This is a genomic window from Arcticibacter sp., from assembly GCF_053551015.1.
Genome location: NZ_JBMQOB010000009.1, coordinates 249,620 through 264,661 on the forward strand (window position 1 = coordinate 249,620; position 15,042 = coordinate 264,661).

The 15,042-nt window shown below is 45.6% G+C and carries 12 protein-coding genes; 6 read left to right on the forward strand and 6 right to left on the reverse strand.

Translation table 11 applies throughout. The features are described 5' to 3' along the window. Window positions 1-86: 86 nt before the first annotated feature. A complete protein-coding gene (gene sucD / locus ACO1NU_RS06450) occupies window positions 87-965 on the reverse strand; it encodes a succinate--CoA ligase subunit alpha (RefSeq protein ID WP_448817650.1) in 879 nt (292 codons plus the stop codon). Window positions 966-1,024: 59 nt separating this feature from the next. Then, window positions 1,025-2,800: an ABC transporter ATP-binding protein gene (locus ACO1NU_RS06455; RefSeq protein WP_448817651.1), complete on the reverse strand. Its 1,776-nt coding sequence runs from the start codon at window positions 2,798-2,800 to the stop codon at window positions 1,025-1,027. A gap of 150 nt (window positions 2,801-2,950) precedes the next feature. On the opposite strand from ACO1NU_RS06455, the gene ACO1NU_RS06460 reads away from it, so the two are divergent. From ACO1NU_RS06460 to ACO1NU_RS06475, 4 genes are all read left to right on the forward strand, one after another. After that, complete coding sequence (locus ACO1NU_RS06460) at window positions 2,951-4,150, forward strand: porin (protein WP_448817652.1); 1,200 nt, start codon at window positions 2,951-2,953, stop codon at window positions 4,148-4,150. 92 nt (window positions 4,151-4,242) lie between these two features. Further along, entirely contained in the window at window positions 4,243-4,566 is a 324-nt protein-coding gene (locus ACO1NU_RS06465; RefSeq protein ID WP_448817653.1) for a hypothetical protein, read from the forward strand. A gap of 87 nt (window positions 4,567-4,653) precedes the next feature. Next, window positions 4,654-6,249 (forward strand): SulP family inorganic anion transporter, encoded by a 1,596-nt coding sequence (locus ACO1NU_RS06470; RefSeq protein WP_448817654.1) that lies wholly within the window; start codon window positions 4,654-4,656, stop codon window positions 6,247-6,249. After that, window positions 6,242-6,946, forward strand: a complete 705-nt coding sequence (locus ACO1NU_RS06475) for a carbonic anhydrase (RefSeq protein ID WP_448817655.1) — start codon at window positions 6,242-6,244, stop codon at window positions 6,944-6,946. Before ACO1NU_RS06470 ends, ACO1NU_RS06475 begins: the two co-directional genes overlap by 8 nt. Window positions 6,947-7,012: 66 nt before the next feature. On the opposite strand, the gene gcvP is transcribed toward ACO1NU_RS06475, so the two are convergent. From gcvP to ahcY, 3 genes are all read right to left on the reverse strand, one after another. Continuing rightward, entirely contained in the window at window positions 7,013-9,895 is a 2,883-nt protein-coding gene (gcvP, locus tag ACO1NU_RS06480; RefSeq protein ID WP_448817656.1) for an aminomethyl-transferring glycine dehydrogenase, read from the reverse strand. A 334-nt stretch (window positions 9,896-10,229) separates the two neighbouring features. Next, on the reverse strand, window positions 10,230-10,964 hold the full coding sequence (locus ACO1NU_RS06485) for a pyridoxine 5'-phosphate synthase (protein WP_448817657.1): 735 nt from the start codon (window positions 10,962-10,964) through the stop codon (window positions 10,230-10,232). A 65-nt stretch (window positions 10,965-11,029) separates the two neighbouring features. After that, complete coding sequence (gene ahcY, locus ACO1NU_RS06490; RefSeq protein ID WP_448817658.1) at window positions 11,030-12,346, reverse strand: adenosylhomocysteinase; 1,317 nt, start codon at window positions 12,344-12,346, stop codon at window positions 11,030-11,032. Window positions 12,347-12,686: 340 nt separating this feature from the next. Between ahcY and ACO1NU_RS06495 the strand changes: the two genes are divergently transcribed. Together ACO1NU_RS06495 and ACO1NU_RS06500 are read left to right on the forward strand one after the other, a co-directional pair. Continuing rightward, window positions 12,687-13,547: a DUF4886 domain-containing protein gene (locus ACO1NU_RS06495; RefSeq protein ID WP_448817659.1), complete on the forward strand. Its 861-nt coding sequence runs from the start codon at window positions 12,687-12,689 to the stop codon at window positions 13,545-13,547. Between the two features lie 144 nt (window positions 13,548-13,691). Further along, complete coding sequence (locus ACO1NU_RS06500) at window positions 13,692-14,102, forward strand: BrxA/BrxB family bacilliredoxin (protein WP_448817660.1); 411 nt, start codon at window positions 13,692-13,694, stop codon at window positions 14,100-14,102. A 100-nt stretch (window positions 14,103-14,202) separates the two neighbouring features. Here ACO1NU_RS06500 and cdaA read toward each other — a convergent pair whose 3' ends face one another. Then, window positions 14,203-14,994, reverse strand: coding sequence for a diadenylate cyclase CdaA (gene cdaA / locus ACO1NU_RS06505; protein WP_448817661.1), 792 nt, complete (start codon window positions 14,992-14,994; stop codon window positions 14,203-14,205). Between the last annotated feature and the right edge of the window lie 48 nt (window positions 14,995-15,042).

Below are 15,042 nucleotides of genomic sequence, written 5' to 3' on the forward strand. Positions count from 1 at the left end.
TAAAACGGGTGTAAAAAGAAAGTCCCGCCTGATTATTCAAGCGGGACTTTCTTTTTATTAGAATCTCCTTATTTTGGAGAGAAATGCTAGGCTAATTTAGCAAGCTCTTCAGCCATTGCTGCGCCGATCTCTGCAGGGGATTCGACAACGCGAATTCCACACTCTGCCATGATACGCATCTTTGCAGCTGCAGTATCATCAGCACCACCAACAATTGCACCGGCATGACCCATACGGCGTCCTGCAGGAGCAGTTTGTCCGGCGATAAAACCAACAACTGGTTTTGTGCCGTTTTCCTTAATCCATTGTGCAGCTTCTGCTTCCATGCCTCCGCCGATCTCACCAATCATGATGATGCCTTCAGTTTCAGGATCTTCCATAAGAAGTTTCACAGCTTCAACGGTAGGGGTCCCGATGATAGGGTCACCACCGATACCGATGGCTGTTGTGATTCCTAAACCAGCTTTTACAACCTGGTCAACTGCTTCGTATGTTAATGTTCCTGATTTTGAAACAACACCAATAGTGCCTTTTTTGAAGATGAAGCCGGGCATGATACCGATTTTCGCTTCATCAGCGGTAATGATACCCGGGCAGTTTGGACCTATAAGTCGGCAATCCTTACCCTGAATATACTCTTTTACAAGGATCATGTCCTTTGTAGGGATACCTTCAGTAATACAAACGATAACCTTTATTCCAGCTTCCGCTGCTTCCAGAATAGCATCAGCGGCAAAAGCAGGAGGTACAAAAATAATCGACACATCTGCTCCAGCTTGGTCAACTGCTTCTTTTACAGTGTTGAATACTGGTCTGTCAAGGTGTGTCTGACCTCCTTTTCCGGGAGTGACACCACCAACAACCTGGGTTCCGTATTCAATCATTTGACTTGCATGATACGTACCCTCATTGCCGGTAAAGCCCTGAACGATAACTTTTGAATTCTTATTAACTAATACACTCATTGGTCGGATTTTAAGATATGCAAAACTAAGACAATAGCCCTAAAAGCCAAACCTTTTTGTCAGGATACAGTAGTTTTTTCGATTCCCAGAGAATTAAACTGGAGATCAAACAGCCTTTTGTAAAGGCCGTTCAGTTGGAGCAGTTCCTGATGAGAACCTATTTCGCGTATTTCACCCTGATCAAGCACAATGATCTTATCTGCCTTTTGGACGGTTGATAAACGGTGCGCAATAACAATAGACGTACGTCCTTTCATAAGCTTCTCCAGCGTTGCCTGGATAAGCAGTTCAGTCTCGGTATCCACCGACGAAGTCGCCTCATCCAGAACGAGTATTTTGGGGTTGTAGATGAGTGCCCGGATAAAAGATATCAGCTGTGCCTGTCCGGCTGAAAGCGTAGCTCCACGTTCCATCACATTGTAGTCGTACCCACCAGGCAGGCGCTCTATGAATTCGTGAGCCCCTGCTTCCTTAGCCGCCTCAATGACGAGCTGTCTGGGGATATCAGGGTTTCCAAGAGTGATGTTGTTGGCTATGGTATCAGAAAACAGGAATACATCCTGAATGACCGTCGCGATTTGGGAGCGGAGATATGGAATGCTGTATTCTCGTATATCCTGATTATCGATCTGAATAGAACCTTTTCCGATCGCATAGAACCGGTTCAAGATGTTGATGATCGACGATTTGCCTGCACCGGTAGCTCCTACGATCGCTAAGGTTTGACCGGGTTGAATGTCAAAGTTGATGTTTTTTAGAACCCACTTCTCCTCATTATAGGAGAACCAGACATCTTTGAAGCTGATTGCACCATTGCTTATTCCATGCTGCAGTCTACCGGAGTCTTCTTCATATTCCTTGCTGTCGAGCAGTGAAAATACTCTGTCTGCACCTACCATCCCCATTTGGAGCGTGTTGAATTTATCAGCAAGCTCGCGGATCGGACGGTACATGAGGTTGATGAACATGATGAAGGATACGATCACACCAGGGGATAAGTTATGTTCGAGGATCGACTTTGATCCGTACCAGACAAGAAGTCCGAGGGACAAGGATGATATAATTTCTACAACAGGGAAGAAAATGGAGTAGTACCAGTTTGAACGTATATGCGCATCTCTGTGTCTTGCATTGATCTTTTTGAACTTGTGCATCTCCTGACGCTCCCTGGCGAAGTACTGGATGATATTGATCCCGGAGATATGTTCCTGAAGAAAGGTATTCAGGTGGCTGACCTGCGTCCTCACTTCCTGAAATGCAGATTTAATCGCTTCTTTAAAGATGTATGTGGCCAGCATCAGTAAAGGCATTGGAATCAATACGACCAGTGTGAGCTTCCAGTCAATCCACAGCATCACCCCCAAAATAGCAACCAGCTGGAGGATGTCACCGATGATCACGATCAGGCCTTCTGAAAAGATATCCGCTATTGTTTCGAGATCTGATACCGTGCGGGTAATCAGCTGTCCGATGGGCGTCCGGTCAAAAAAGCGAAGCCTCAGCTTCGTAATATGATTGAAGACATTGATCCGCAGATCACGGATGGTTGACTGACCCAGGGCATTCGTCAGGTAAGTATGAAAGTACTGGATTACAGTCTGGATCACCAATAAGACCATCAGGACAATGGTCATCAGGCCTAATCCCGCTGCATCATTTTTAAAGACGTACTCGTCCAGCGCATGTTGGATGAGAAAAGGTCTGAGAGGAGCAACACCTGCGAGCAAAACCGTCAGAATAACACACCAGATAAATTGCTTCCTGTAAGGCTTTATATAGGTATAAATGCGCTTCAACAAGTTGATATCGTATGCTTTTCCTGCGTCTTTAGCCATCAATTACTTCTTAGTCTGCAAAATTACACAATTTTTGCCCGCTGGCATAAGTATCTGCTTGCGACATCGGGAGTAAGCCTACACAAAAATAGACTCAAATGCACGATAGTGAATTAATTCTGATAATTTCGCCTCACATAATTATCACCCATGTCTAAATTGAAATACCACTTTGCACTCATCATCAGTCTATTCGCCGCTCAGCTTGCTTTTGCACAAGGGGAAGTTGATGAGCGCGCCATGATCTTCAAAATGAAGGGTCTGGAGGTTGCAACCAAGGATTCATCCTTTTACGCCAATTTCCGCTTTAGAATGCAGAACAGGGTGGGGGCATATACAAATGGAGGAACAGACTTCGGCATTTCGGAATTCGATGCAAGAGTGCGGCGCCTGAGACTAAGAGCAGACGGTTATGTGCTGAGTCCCAAATTAGGTTACAGCATCCAACTGGCTTTTTCGCGTAGTGATCAGGATGTCGACAACACCGGCATCGCTAATATCGTTCGCGACGCGGTCGTCTTCTATCATTTTACTGATAACTTCTACATCGCCTTCGGACAAAATAAGCTTCCGGGGAACCGTCAACGCGTTAATTCATCGGGACAGCTGCAATTCGCGGAACGCTCGATTGTGAACGGTGCGTTTACCATAGACCGCGATTTTGGATTGAAAGCTTATTACGATAACAAAGTTGGATCTGTCCCATACCGTCTGAAAGCAGCAATATCCACTGGAGAAGGAAGAAGCGTTAACGATTCGGACAATGGTCTTGCATATACCGGCCGGGTAGAGATACTCCCTTTCGGGCTTTTTAAAAATGAAGGTGACTATTCCGAAGGAGACCTCGAAAGAGAAGAAACCCCCAAACTTGCAATAGGAGCCGGATATAGTTATAACGTAAAAACAAACAGGACAGGAGGGCAGCTTGGGAAGGAACTTTATGCCGCCAGAGATATGGGAACTAGAATGCTGGATCTTATCTTTAAATATAATGGCTGGGCTTTCCAGTCTGAATACATGGCTCGTGATTCGGATGATCCCCTGACATTCAATGAAACGGGGGACGTAAGCTACGTTTACAAGGGTTGGGGGATTAATAATCAACTATCGTACATCTTTAAAAATAATTATGAGACAGCTTTTCGTTACTCACTTCTTCAGCCAGAAGATCAGGTTGTTAGATACGAAAGAAAGAAGGAAGTACTCGAACTTGGCCTGTCGAAATATTTAAGAAGTCATCGTATAAAGGCACAGTTTAATGTAAATTACAATACTGAAGACGGACGGATGAAAATCAGCGATAAGGATAACTATTGGGGTGCCTTGTTTCAGGTCGAACTTGGAATTTAATTCTGTTTTTTTGTAATAATTTTATTGACAGCGCCGTTTTTGTAACAACAACAGCTCTATTTTGTTAGATTTGTTTAAGAACGCAAAACAAAATGAAGAAATTCATTGCTAAAAAGGTATTCAGCATAATTTTCTTATCCATCTTCATGAGCAAGATGGCCATTTCTGTTGCGCCATTAATTATTGCTCATCTTGACTCTAGAAGCATGAACGCGGTTATCATGCAGTTGGAGATTGAGCATCCTAAATCAGTAGATGTTAAGGATTCCGCCATGAAGGAATTCCTGAATCTGAATACCATCAAAATAGGACCGGTAAGCCCCGTCCTGGTATTGATGCGTGTTTTCATTGACGATCACAACAAACACATCCGCGTGTTTTACCCTTCTGTTCCAACCCCGCCCCCTAACGTATAATCCTTTTTTAACATCTACCGGTTCGTGCCGGTATTCTTTCAGAAATAGTTAATTAATTGGATTGTTCTACTTAATAGCAGATAACATATGCCTGCATCAAAAGGAGTGGGGAAATATTTCTCGGCTCAAAATTTAAAAAAGGACCTTCCTGCAAGTCTTGTCGTCTTCCTGGTTGCATTACCATTATGCCTTGGAATCGCGCTTGCATCGGGAGCCCCATTATTTGCCGGTTTGTTAACCGGGATCATCGGAGGTATAGTGGTTGCCACAATTAGTGGTTCTCAGTTGAGTGTCAGCGGTCCTGCCGCCGGACTGACCGTTATAGTTTTCACATCTATTGCCCAGCTTCAGGGGTATGAAACATTTCTACTTGCAGTTGTTATTGCAGGGGTGCTTCAAATAGCCTTAGGCTTCCTTAAAGCTGGTGCTATTGCCAATTTCTTTCCTTCTTCTGTCATTGAAGGTATGCTTGCGGCAATCGGTATTATTCTAATCATGAAGCAGATACCCTACGCGTTGGGGTATAGTGCAGACTTTGAAGGCAGTGAAAGCTTTCAGTCTGGTGAATCAAATACCTTTTCTGGTATTTCAGATGCGCTTAGCATGATAAGCCCCGGAGCCGTAGTCATCAGCGTACTCTCGCTGCTGGTACTCATTTACTGGGGTAAAGTGAAGAAGTTAAGTGTGATTCCTGCAGCCCTGGTTGTGGTGATTATCGGAATCGTCCTGAACATCCTTTTTAAAGGTACATCCTTTGAAATCGCCAGTATTCACCTGGTGCAAGTGCCTGAGGTAAGCTCTTTCAGCGAATTTACCGGCTTATTTATGACACCTAACTTCAGCCAGATCAGCAATCCCGCTGTTTGGACTGTAGCCTTTACAATTGCAATTGTAGCCAGTCTTGAGTCTTTGCTTAGTTTGGAAGCGGTCGACAAAATCGACCCTTATAAGCGCGTTTCCCCAACAAACCGGGAGCTTGTGGCGCAGGGGGCTGGTAACCTCGTATCCGGACTTATCGGAGGATTGCCATTAACAGCAGTAATCGTACGTTCGTCAGCAAACGTAAATTCTGGTGGTAAAACCAAGATGAGTAGTATATTTCATGGTATCTGGCTTCTGGCTTCGTTGTTGCTTATTCCCGGAGTCATCAATACCATTCCTCTTTCTTGTCTCGCAGCAGTCCTGATCTTTACAGGATACAGGTTGGCGAAACTTGACTTATTCAAGAAAATGTGGCGTGAAGGCAAGGGCCAGTTCATTCCATTTATCGTAACCGTTCTTGCCGTAGTATTTACTGACCTACTCAAAGGTGTGGCTATCGGAATGGTTATCGGTGTATTTTACATTCTTCGCAATAACATGCGTAATCCATATTTCTATACCATTAGCAATAAAGGTAATAAAGAAGTTATCCGGATTACCTTATCTGAAGAAGTATCGTTCCTGAACAAGGCAGCGATCTCCAATACCCTTAACAACTTGCCGGCGGAGTCTGATGTAATCATCGACGGAACCAACTCAAAATACATCGACCCTGATGTGATCGAGGTTATTCATAACTTCAAACACAGTGCCTATTCGAAAGCGATCATCGTCCAGCTTATCAATATCAAGCATAAATACGATGTTCCGCAACTAAAAGAAATGATTTACAAACCCGAAAAAGTAACAGAAAATGTCTAAAGAAAATATAACAATACCAACCACACAAGAAGTTCAGGACAATCAAATTCGTACATACGAGCAATTGCTTGAAGGCAACAGACTTTTCGTTGAAAAAGAACTTGAACAAGATCCTGATTATTTCAAGAAACTTGCATCAGGTCAACGCCCTGACGTGTTATGGATAGGCTGTTCAGATAGCCGTGTTCCTGCAAATCAGGTTACCAATACCAGACCTGGTGAAGTATTCGTACACCGCAATATCGCAAACGTCTGCGTGCATTCTGATATGAACATGCTGAGCGTTCTCGATTATGCCGTAAACGTGTTAAAAGTTAAGCACGTTATCGTGGCCGGTCACTACGGTTGCGGAGGTGTTGAAGCTGCGATGAGTAACCGCCAGTTCGGCTTGATCGACAACTGGTTGAGACATATTAAAGACGTTTACCGGATTCATTCTCACGAATTAGACCTCATCACAGACGATAAAGCCCGCGCTAAGCGTCTTGTCGAGCTAAACGTGATTGAACAGGTGTTCAACCTTTGCAAAACGACTATCGTTCAGAATGCATGGCAGGAACGTATCGACCTGCAGATCCATGGATGGGTGGTTGATATCAGCACCGGTAAGGTGAAAGACATGAATGTGAGTTGCAGCAACTCAAACAACCTGGGTAAAGTGTTCGACCTTGCTCAGAATCACGTAGCAGCACACTAAGATCATAAAAGCAAAAAAGGCCGGGTGCATCAGCAACCGGCCTTTTTTATGGTATAATATTTCAAACTATGCCTCAAGCTCTGAGTAGGCCTCAATAGGAGGGCATGAGCAAATTAGCGTACGGTCCCCATGCGTTTCATTTACACGTCCAACTGAAGGCCAGAACTTACGTTCAGCAACATAAGGAAGCGGAAACGCAGCTTTCTGGCGGCTATATTCCATTGTCCAGCTATCCGCAGTCACAACAGCCGAAGTATGAGGCGCATTCTTCAATATGTTATTTTGCTTGTCAGCTGATCCAACCAATACTTCTTCGATTTCAGCACGGATAGAGATCATCGCATCACAGAAACGATCAAGCTCATGCTTAGGCTCAGACTCTGTAGGTTCCACCATTAGCGTACCCGCCACAGGGAATGATACAGTAGGGGCATGGAAACCATAGTCCATCAGCCTTTTGGCGATGTCGGTTACTTCCACACCTGCACTCTTAAATGCCCGGCAGTCCAGAATCATTTCATGCGCACATCGGCCCATGCTTCCTGAATAAAGCACCGGATAGTGCTCTTCCAGCCTTGATTTTATATAATTCGCATTCAGGATCGCGTATTTCGTTGCATTAGTCAATCCTTCAGCACCCATCATCGCGATGTATGCATGTGAAATCAGCAAAATAGAAGCTGATCCCCATGGTGCCGCAGAAACAGCGTGAATAGAATGATCATTGTTGATGTCAACTACCGCATGACCAGGAAGGAATGGCACCAGGTGTTTAGCAACACCGATAGGACCCATACCCGGACCGCCTCCCCCGTGTGGGATGCAGAAGGTCTTGTGCAGGTTCAGGTGACAAACATCAGCACCGATAGAAGCAGGACTGGTTAAGCCAACCTGAGCATTCATATTGGCACCGTCCATATACACCTGACCACCATGTTGGTGAATGATCTCGCAGACCTCAATGATCGACTCTTCAAAAACCCCGTGGGTTGAAGGATAAGTCACCATCAGGCAGGAAAGGTTGTCCTTATGCTGGATCGCCTTTGCTTTCAGGTCTTCTACGTCGATGTTTCCATTCTCGTCACACTTTACTACAACCACCTTCATGCCGGCCATTGCCGCAGAAGCAGGGTTGGTTCCATGCGCAGAAGAAGGAATCAGTACAATGTTCCGGTGATGATCATTTCTATCTGCATGATAGGCTCTGATCACCATCAGTCCCGCGTATTCTCCCTGAGCGCCAGAATTAGGTTGCAGGCTCATGGCTGCAAAGCCAGTGATCTCGCTTAACCAGTCATTTAGCTCAGAAAGGATCTGCATATAGCCACCCACCTGGTCAGTAGGAGCAAACGGATGGATCTTGCTGAACTCAGCCCAGGTTACCGGGATCATTTCAGTCGTTGCATTCAGCTTCATGGTACATGATCCCAGCGGAATCATCGAATGGCACAATGAAAGATCTTTAGCCTCAAGCGACTTGATATACCGCAGCATCTCGTGCTCCGAATGGTGGCTGTTGAATACAGGGTGAGTCAGGAACTCACTGCTTCTCTCCAGTTCCGCAGGAACCTTGGAAGAAACACCCTGAACCAGCTCTTCAAAGTTCACATCATTCAAGCTCTTTCCCTTTACCTTAGCAAAGAAGCGGATGATGGTCTTTACGTCCTCAACAGAAGTCGTTTCATCCAGAGAGATGCAAACTTCAGAACCGTTATAGTCAAAGTTGCACAGATTATTAATGGCTTCAGCATGGATAGGCCCTGTCAGGTGACCCAGGTCAAAGCGGATGGTGTCAAAGAAAGACGCGTTCAGTTGCTTATACTCCAGCTGCTCCAGAGACGAAGCCAGCAGGGAAGCCAGACCATGTACGCGGGTAGCGATATTTACCAGGCCTTTCGGTCCATGGTACGCAGCATACATACCTGCCATAATTGCCAGAAGTGCCTGAGCGGTACAGATGTTAGAGGTTGCCTTATCTCTGCGGATATGTTGTTCACGCGTCTGTAGCGCCATACGCAATGCATAATTACCCGAAGAATCTACCGTTACACCGATAATTCTTCCTGGCATGCTGCGCTTATACTCTTCTTTGGTTGCAAAATATGCGGCATGTGGTCCACCAAAGCCCATTGGAATACCAAAGCGTTGGGTAGATCCTACCACGATGTCTGCACCCCATTCTCCCGGAGGAGTCAGCACAGTAAGGCTGAGGATATCAGCAACAACAGTCAGCTTAATATTCAGACCATGTGCTTTCGCTGCGAAATCGCTGTAGTTATACACAAGTCCCTTTCCAGAAGGATACTGCACAATGGCACCAAACATGCGCTCGTCAAGCTCAACTGACTCATGGTTAGCAACAAGCAGCTCTATGCCATAAGGAGCAGAGCGTGTCCGGAGGATATCAATGGTCTGCGGAAACAGGTCCTCAGATACAAAAAATACATTTGCTTTCTGGTTTTTACGCAGACTGTACTGCATAAACATCGCCTCAGCAGCAGCAGTACCTTCGTCAAGAAGCGAAGCATTTGCTATCTCCATGCCAGTTAGGTCAAGGACCATCGTCTGGAAGTTCAGGAGCGCCTGTAAGCGTCCCTGAGAGATCTCCGCCTGGTAAGGCGTATATTGTGTGTACCATCCCGGATTCTCGAAGATGTTCCTCAGAATAACAGGTGGCGTGATGTTATCATAGTATCCCTTGCCAATAAATGACTTGAAAACTTTATTCTTCGAGGCAGCCTGCTTCAAATCGTTCAAGTAGTCAAATTCGCTTTTCGGAGCAGGAAGATTCATCGGCTGCTTCAGTCTGATCTGTGCAGGAACCGTTTGTTGAATAAGGTCATCAAGTGATTTTACTCCAACCTGCGAAAGCATCTGTGCAGTCGCCTCGCTATCAGGAGCAATGTGACGTGATTCAAATTTTTCTTTGAAATCAATATTTAAATTCATGAAACTGAATGATAATGGGATTGCACAAAGGTACTAAAAAGCGCAGAAATAAGCCATAGGGGCCGTTTTTTTTAAATGGAAGAAGTCGCTAAAGGTCATATACTTCCACTCAAAAAAAGGCTGAATTTTCCTGAGGAGCGAAATTCCCTATTTAATTATTCCAAAATCCATGGAAGAAAAACAATGCACTGTGAGAAAACCTCAAAAGATGCAATTCTTTGGGCTGTCTTTTTTAAAGAAACATCCTCCAAAGCCTGATTTTATCCTCTAAACTCTTCGCTCAATGTAAAAACCTGATCCGAATCTGTAAAAAAAGTTTAAAGTGAAAGTAATCTTAACCTTTCAGTTGGTCCAGATAGCGCCCTATGGTGGCTTCAAGCCCCAGATAGAGCGCATCGCAGATCAGCGCATGGCCTATGCTCACTTCCAGTAATCCGGGAATATTCTGAGCAAAGTAGCGAAGGTTATGAAGATCCAGATCATGACCCGCGTTAAGACCTAGTGATACCTGCTGAGCTGTCCGCGCTGCCTGAATGTAAGGCGCAATCGCATGCTCCTTATTCACAAAATAATTCTTTGCGTAGGCTTCCGTATACAGCTCAATCCGGTCTGTTCCGGTAAGGGCCGCAGCCTCAACCATCTTCGGGTCCGGATCAACGAATATAGACACCCGTATGCCGGCCTCCTTGAACACCGAAATGATGTCCTTCAGATAGTCGCCGTGCTTGATCGTATCCCAGCCATGGTTAGAAGTGATCTGTCCAAGCGCATCCGGAACCAGGGTCACCTGAGCGGGTTTATTCGCCAGGACCAGCTGTACAAAAGACTCTTCCTGACAATTCCCTTCAATATTGAATTCCGTAGAGATCACCCCTTTCAGATCAAACACATCCTGATAGCGGATATGCCGCTCGTCCGGGCGCGGATGAACCGTGATGCCCTGCGCTCCAAAAGCTTCACAATCAAGAGCCGTCCTGACAAGGTCCGGATTATTACCCCCGCGGGAGTTGCGGATTGTGGCAATTTTATTGATGTTAACCGAAAGTTTTGTCTGAGAGAGTTGATCCATGGATAAAAAAAAAGATGCCACCAAAGGTAAGCATCTTTCCATAAAATTAATATCCGAACGGACGATTAGTATCTGTACGCTTCCGGCTTGTATGGGCCTTCAACAGCAACGCCGATATAATCAGCCTGCTCCTGATCCAACACATCCAGCTCTACACCGATTTTCGCCAGGTGAAGACGTGCTACCTTCTCATCCAGGTGCTTAGGAAGCGTGTACACGCGGTTCTCATATTGATCCGTGTTAGTCCACAGCTCAAGCTGAGCAAGTGTCTGATTGGTAAATGAGTTCGACATTACGAACGAAGGGTGACCTGTAGCGCATCCCAGGTTAACCAGGCGGCCTTCTGCAAGAACGATCACGTCTTTACCGTCGATGGTGTACTTATCAACCTGAGGTTTGATCTCCACCTTTGTATTTCCGTAGTTTGTGTTCAACCAGGCCATGTCGATCTCATTATCGAAATGCCCGATGTTACAAACGATTGCCTTATCCTTTAGTGCTTTGAAGTGCTCTCCGCGCACGATATTGCAGTTTCCGGTACAGGTAACCACGATGTCAGCCTCAGCAATAGCAGTACTTAATTTCTTAACTTCAAAACCTTCCATAGCAGCCTGAAGTGCACAGATCGGGTCAATCTCAGTAACGATTACACGAACACCTGCACTGCGCAGTGATTCTGCTGAACCTTTACCCACATCGCCATAACCAGCAACAACAGCAACTTTTCCGGCCATCATCACGTCAGTAGCACGACGGATCGCGTCAACCAATGATTCACGGCAGCCGTACTTGTTATCAAATTTCGATTTAGTAACCGAGTCGTTTACATTGATAGCAGGTAAGTGCAGGGTTCCGTTCTTCATGCGCTCATAAAGTCGGTGAACACCTGTTGTAGTTTCTTCAGAAAGTCCTTTAATTTCAGGGATCAATTCAGGGAACTGATCAAACACCATATTGGTTAAATCGCCACCGTCATCCAGGATCATGTTCAATGGTGTGCGATCCTCGCCGAAATGCAGGGTCTGCTCAATACACCAGTTGAATTCTTCTTCTGTAAGACCTTTCCATGCATAAACAGAAATACCCGCAGCCGCAATTGCAGCAGCAGCATGATCCTGAGTGGAGAAGATATTACAAGAAGACCAGGTTACTTCAGCACCCAGCTCAACCAGAGTTTCAATTAATACGGCAGTTTGGATAGTCATATGAAGACATCCCGCGATACGGGCGCCTTTCAATGGCTTCGATGGGCCAAATTCCGCACGAAGAGCCATAAGGCCAGGCATCTCAGCCTCTGCCAGACCAATTTCTTTGCGTCCCCATTCTGCCAGGGTAATGTCCTTCACTTTGTAAGGAACGTAGGTTGTCTCTACTGATGACATAGTTATTCTATTAAATTGTTGTTTATAAGCAGGTAACGAAGATTGTTCACCATCTTTCTACGAAAGCTTTTCTTCGTCCGCTTTGCTAATGCAAAAGTAGGCAATAGTTTAGCCAATTTCAAAGACGCTGTGAATGATCGGCATCAAGGATTTTAATTTGACATAATCCGAACATCTGAATTTCACATCGTTGCCCATTCAAAGAGTAAGAGCTGTATTCTGTCGACATGAGAGTGTATAGTTATCTCGTCATGATTGGCGTTCCTTGCCGAAATCTTGAACTTCCATTACCCCTTCTTTTCTCAATTTTATTATCTTACAGCCCTCAAACACACACATCATGAGAAATTTCCTGCACAAATACCTCCTCCTTACCCTGCTTCTCACCGCAGTCTGCCTGGGTGCAGATGCTAAAAACGTCATTAAAGTGTTAACCATCGGAAACAGCTTCTCTGAAGACGCCGTAGAAAATTACTTGTACGACCTGGCAAAAGCAAATGGCGACAGTCTGGTCATAGGCAACCTATATATCGGTGGATGCTCCCTGGAAACTCACAGTAAAAACGCCGCGGCCGATGCTCCGAACTATTCCTATAGAAAGATCGTTGGCGGCAAGAAGACCCTTATGAATAAACAAACCATGGCTTTTGCCATCAAGGATGAGCCCTGGGATTATATCAGCTTCCAGCAGGCCAGCCCATATTCAGGACTGTATGAATCTTATTTTCCTTACCTGACCAACCTGTTCGACTATGTGGATGCACAACGCACCAACCGAAAGGCGAAATATATTCTGCACCGTACCTGGGCCTATGCCCAAAGCTCTCCGCATAAAGGCTTTGCAAACTACCAGAATGATCAGATTAAGATGTTCCAGTCTATCGTAAAGGCAACCAACGCTGTGGCAAAGAAAGTAAATCGCTTTAAGATGATCATCCCGGCCGGTACCGCCATTCAGAACGTGCGGACCAGTGCCATTGGCGATAACCTGACCAGAGATGGTTACCATCTTCAGCTCACCTACGGCCGCTATACAGCTGCCTGCACCTGGCTGGAGGCACTTACCGGAAAAAGTCCGGTAGGCAATACTTACATTCCTGCAACGATAACGCAAGCCCAGGCCAATATTGCCCAGCATGCCGCTCACTATGCCATCAAACGTGCTGATAAGGTCACTTCCATGAAGGCGTTCAGCCTCTAGCACAGAAGCCTTTGCGGAGGATATCTGGTAGGACTTCCCCACGAAAGCTGCAATTACATGTCGACGAAAAGGAAATGTGACAGAGATCTGATTTGCTTTCAGTAAGAAGCCTTATTTTTGTATTTCAAATTGTAAATTAAAGCTATGTATCCAGAATATTTAACAGCCCCGATGAGGGATGACCTGGTATCGGCGGGATTTCAGGATCTGAAGTCTGCTGATGATGTAAGTGCAGCAATCGAGTCTGAAGGAACTGTCTTTGTTGTCGTGAACTCCGTATGCGGATGTGCTGCTGCAAATGCACGCCCTGCGGCAAAGCTCGCTGCTGGCAATGGAAAGCATCCTGATAAACTGATCACAGTTTTCGCAGGAGTAGAAAGAGAAGCGGTAGATAAAGCAAGATCATACATGTTGCCTTACCCTCCGTCATCACCTGCAATGGCACTTTTCAAAGATGGTAAGTTGGTGCACATGATCGAGCGTCACCAGATCGAAGGCCGCCCGGCTCAGATGATCGCCGACAACCTCGTTAGTGCATTCGAACAATATTGCTAAAATCAGCACTGCCCATATCCAATATGGTCAGTAGAATAACAAAACAAAGAAAGGGCCCGGAACAACCGGGCCCTTTCTCGTTTAATTAGGTGTGAAGAATTTATATATCCCGCGTCAGCAGTTCTTCCAGGTCGCTATAGCTCACATCCATCCTCACCCGGCCCTGCTTCGCATACGCCAGCTGCCCTGTTTCTTCCGAAACAATGATTGCCACCGCATCGCTCATTTCAGTAATGCCGATTCCGGCCCTGTGCCTTAAGCCATACTGCGCAGGCAGCTTGATATTGTCGCTCACTGGCAGAATACAGCTGGCACACTTGATCTTGCCTTCTGCAATCACCATGGCGCCGTCATGAAGCGGACTGTTCTTCTTAAATATCGTTTCAATCAGACGCTTTGAGATGTGTGCGTCAATAGGTTCACCGGTATTCTGATAATACTGGTCATCAAAGAACTTCGCAAACACGATCAGCGCACCGGTACGGCTATGTTGCATCGTTTTGCACGCATCGATGATATGCTTGATGGCCGGTTCATTTATATTTTCCTGTTCTTTATTCCCGGACAGGAAGGTTTTCCAGATCTTATTCCGGTGAAGAGCTGCATTTTTCCCGATCAGAAGCAGAAAGCGCCTGATCTCCTGCTGGAAGACGATGATCAGTGCCAGAAACCCGACGCTGACAAAGCCGCCCAGTATATGGCTCAGCAGCTGCATCTTCAACTGCTCCGTGACAATATATACCAGATAGATGATGATAAGCCCAAGTACAATATTCACCGCAATCGTTCCGCGGATCAGATTATACACATAGTAAATAATAGCGGCCACCAGGATGATATCGATGATATCAAGAAAGCGCAATTGCAGAAAACTGAGATCAAAACGGTCCATCTATGTTAACTTTTAGGTGCCCGGAAACAGGGTTTTTGGGGTGTGTTG

Bases quoted from the DNA above. Each gene is read 5' to 3' on its own strand.
- ACO1NU_RS06485 (WP_448817657.1), bottom strand. From the start codon at position 10,964: ATGGATCAACTCTCTCAGACAAAACTTTCGGTTAACATCAATAAAATT.
- ACO1NU_RS06455 (WP_448817651.1), bottom strand. From the start codon at position 2,800: ATGGCTAAAGACGCAGGAAAAGCATACGATATCAACTTGTTGAAGCGC.
- cdaA (WP_448817661.1), bottom strand. From the start codon at position 14,994: ATGGACCGTTTTGATCTCAGTTTTCTGCAATTGCGCTTTCTTGATATC.
- ACO1NU_RS06465 (WP_448817653.1), top strand. From the start codon at position 4,243: ATGAAGAAATTCATTGCTAAAAAGGTATTCAGCATAATTTTCTTATCC.
- ACO1NU_RS06500 (WP_448817660.1), top strand. From the start codon at position 13,692: ATGTATCCAGAATATTTAACAGCCCCGATGAGGGATGACCTGGTATCG.
- ACO1NU_RS06460 (WP_448817652.1), top strand. From the start codon at position 2,951: ATGTCTAAATTGAAATACCACTTTGCACTCATCATCAGTCTATTCGCC.
- ACO1NU_RS06475 (WP_448817655.1), top strand. From the start codon at position 6,242: ATGTCTAAAGAAAATATAACAATACCAACCACACAAGAAGTTCAGGAC.
- ACO1NU_RS06495 (WP_448817659.1), top strand. From the start codon at position 12,687: ATGAGAAATTTCCTGCACAAATACCTCCTCCTTACCCTGCTTCTCACC.
- gcvP (WP_448817656.1), bottom strand. From the start codon at position 9,895: ATGAATTTAAATATTGATTTCAAAGAAAAATTTGAATCACGTCACATT.
- ahcY (WP_448817658.1), bottom strand. From the start codon at position 12,346: ATGTCATCAGTAGAGACAACCTACGTTCCTTACAAAGTGAAGGACATT.
- ACO1NU_RS06470 (WP_448817654.1), top strand. From the start codon at position 4,654: ATGCCTGCATCAAAAGGAGTGGGGAAATATTTCTCGGCTCAAAATTTA.
- sucD (WP_448817650.1), bottom strand. From the start codon at position 965: ATGAGTGTATTAGTTAATAAGAATTCAAAAGTTATCGTTCAGGGCTTT.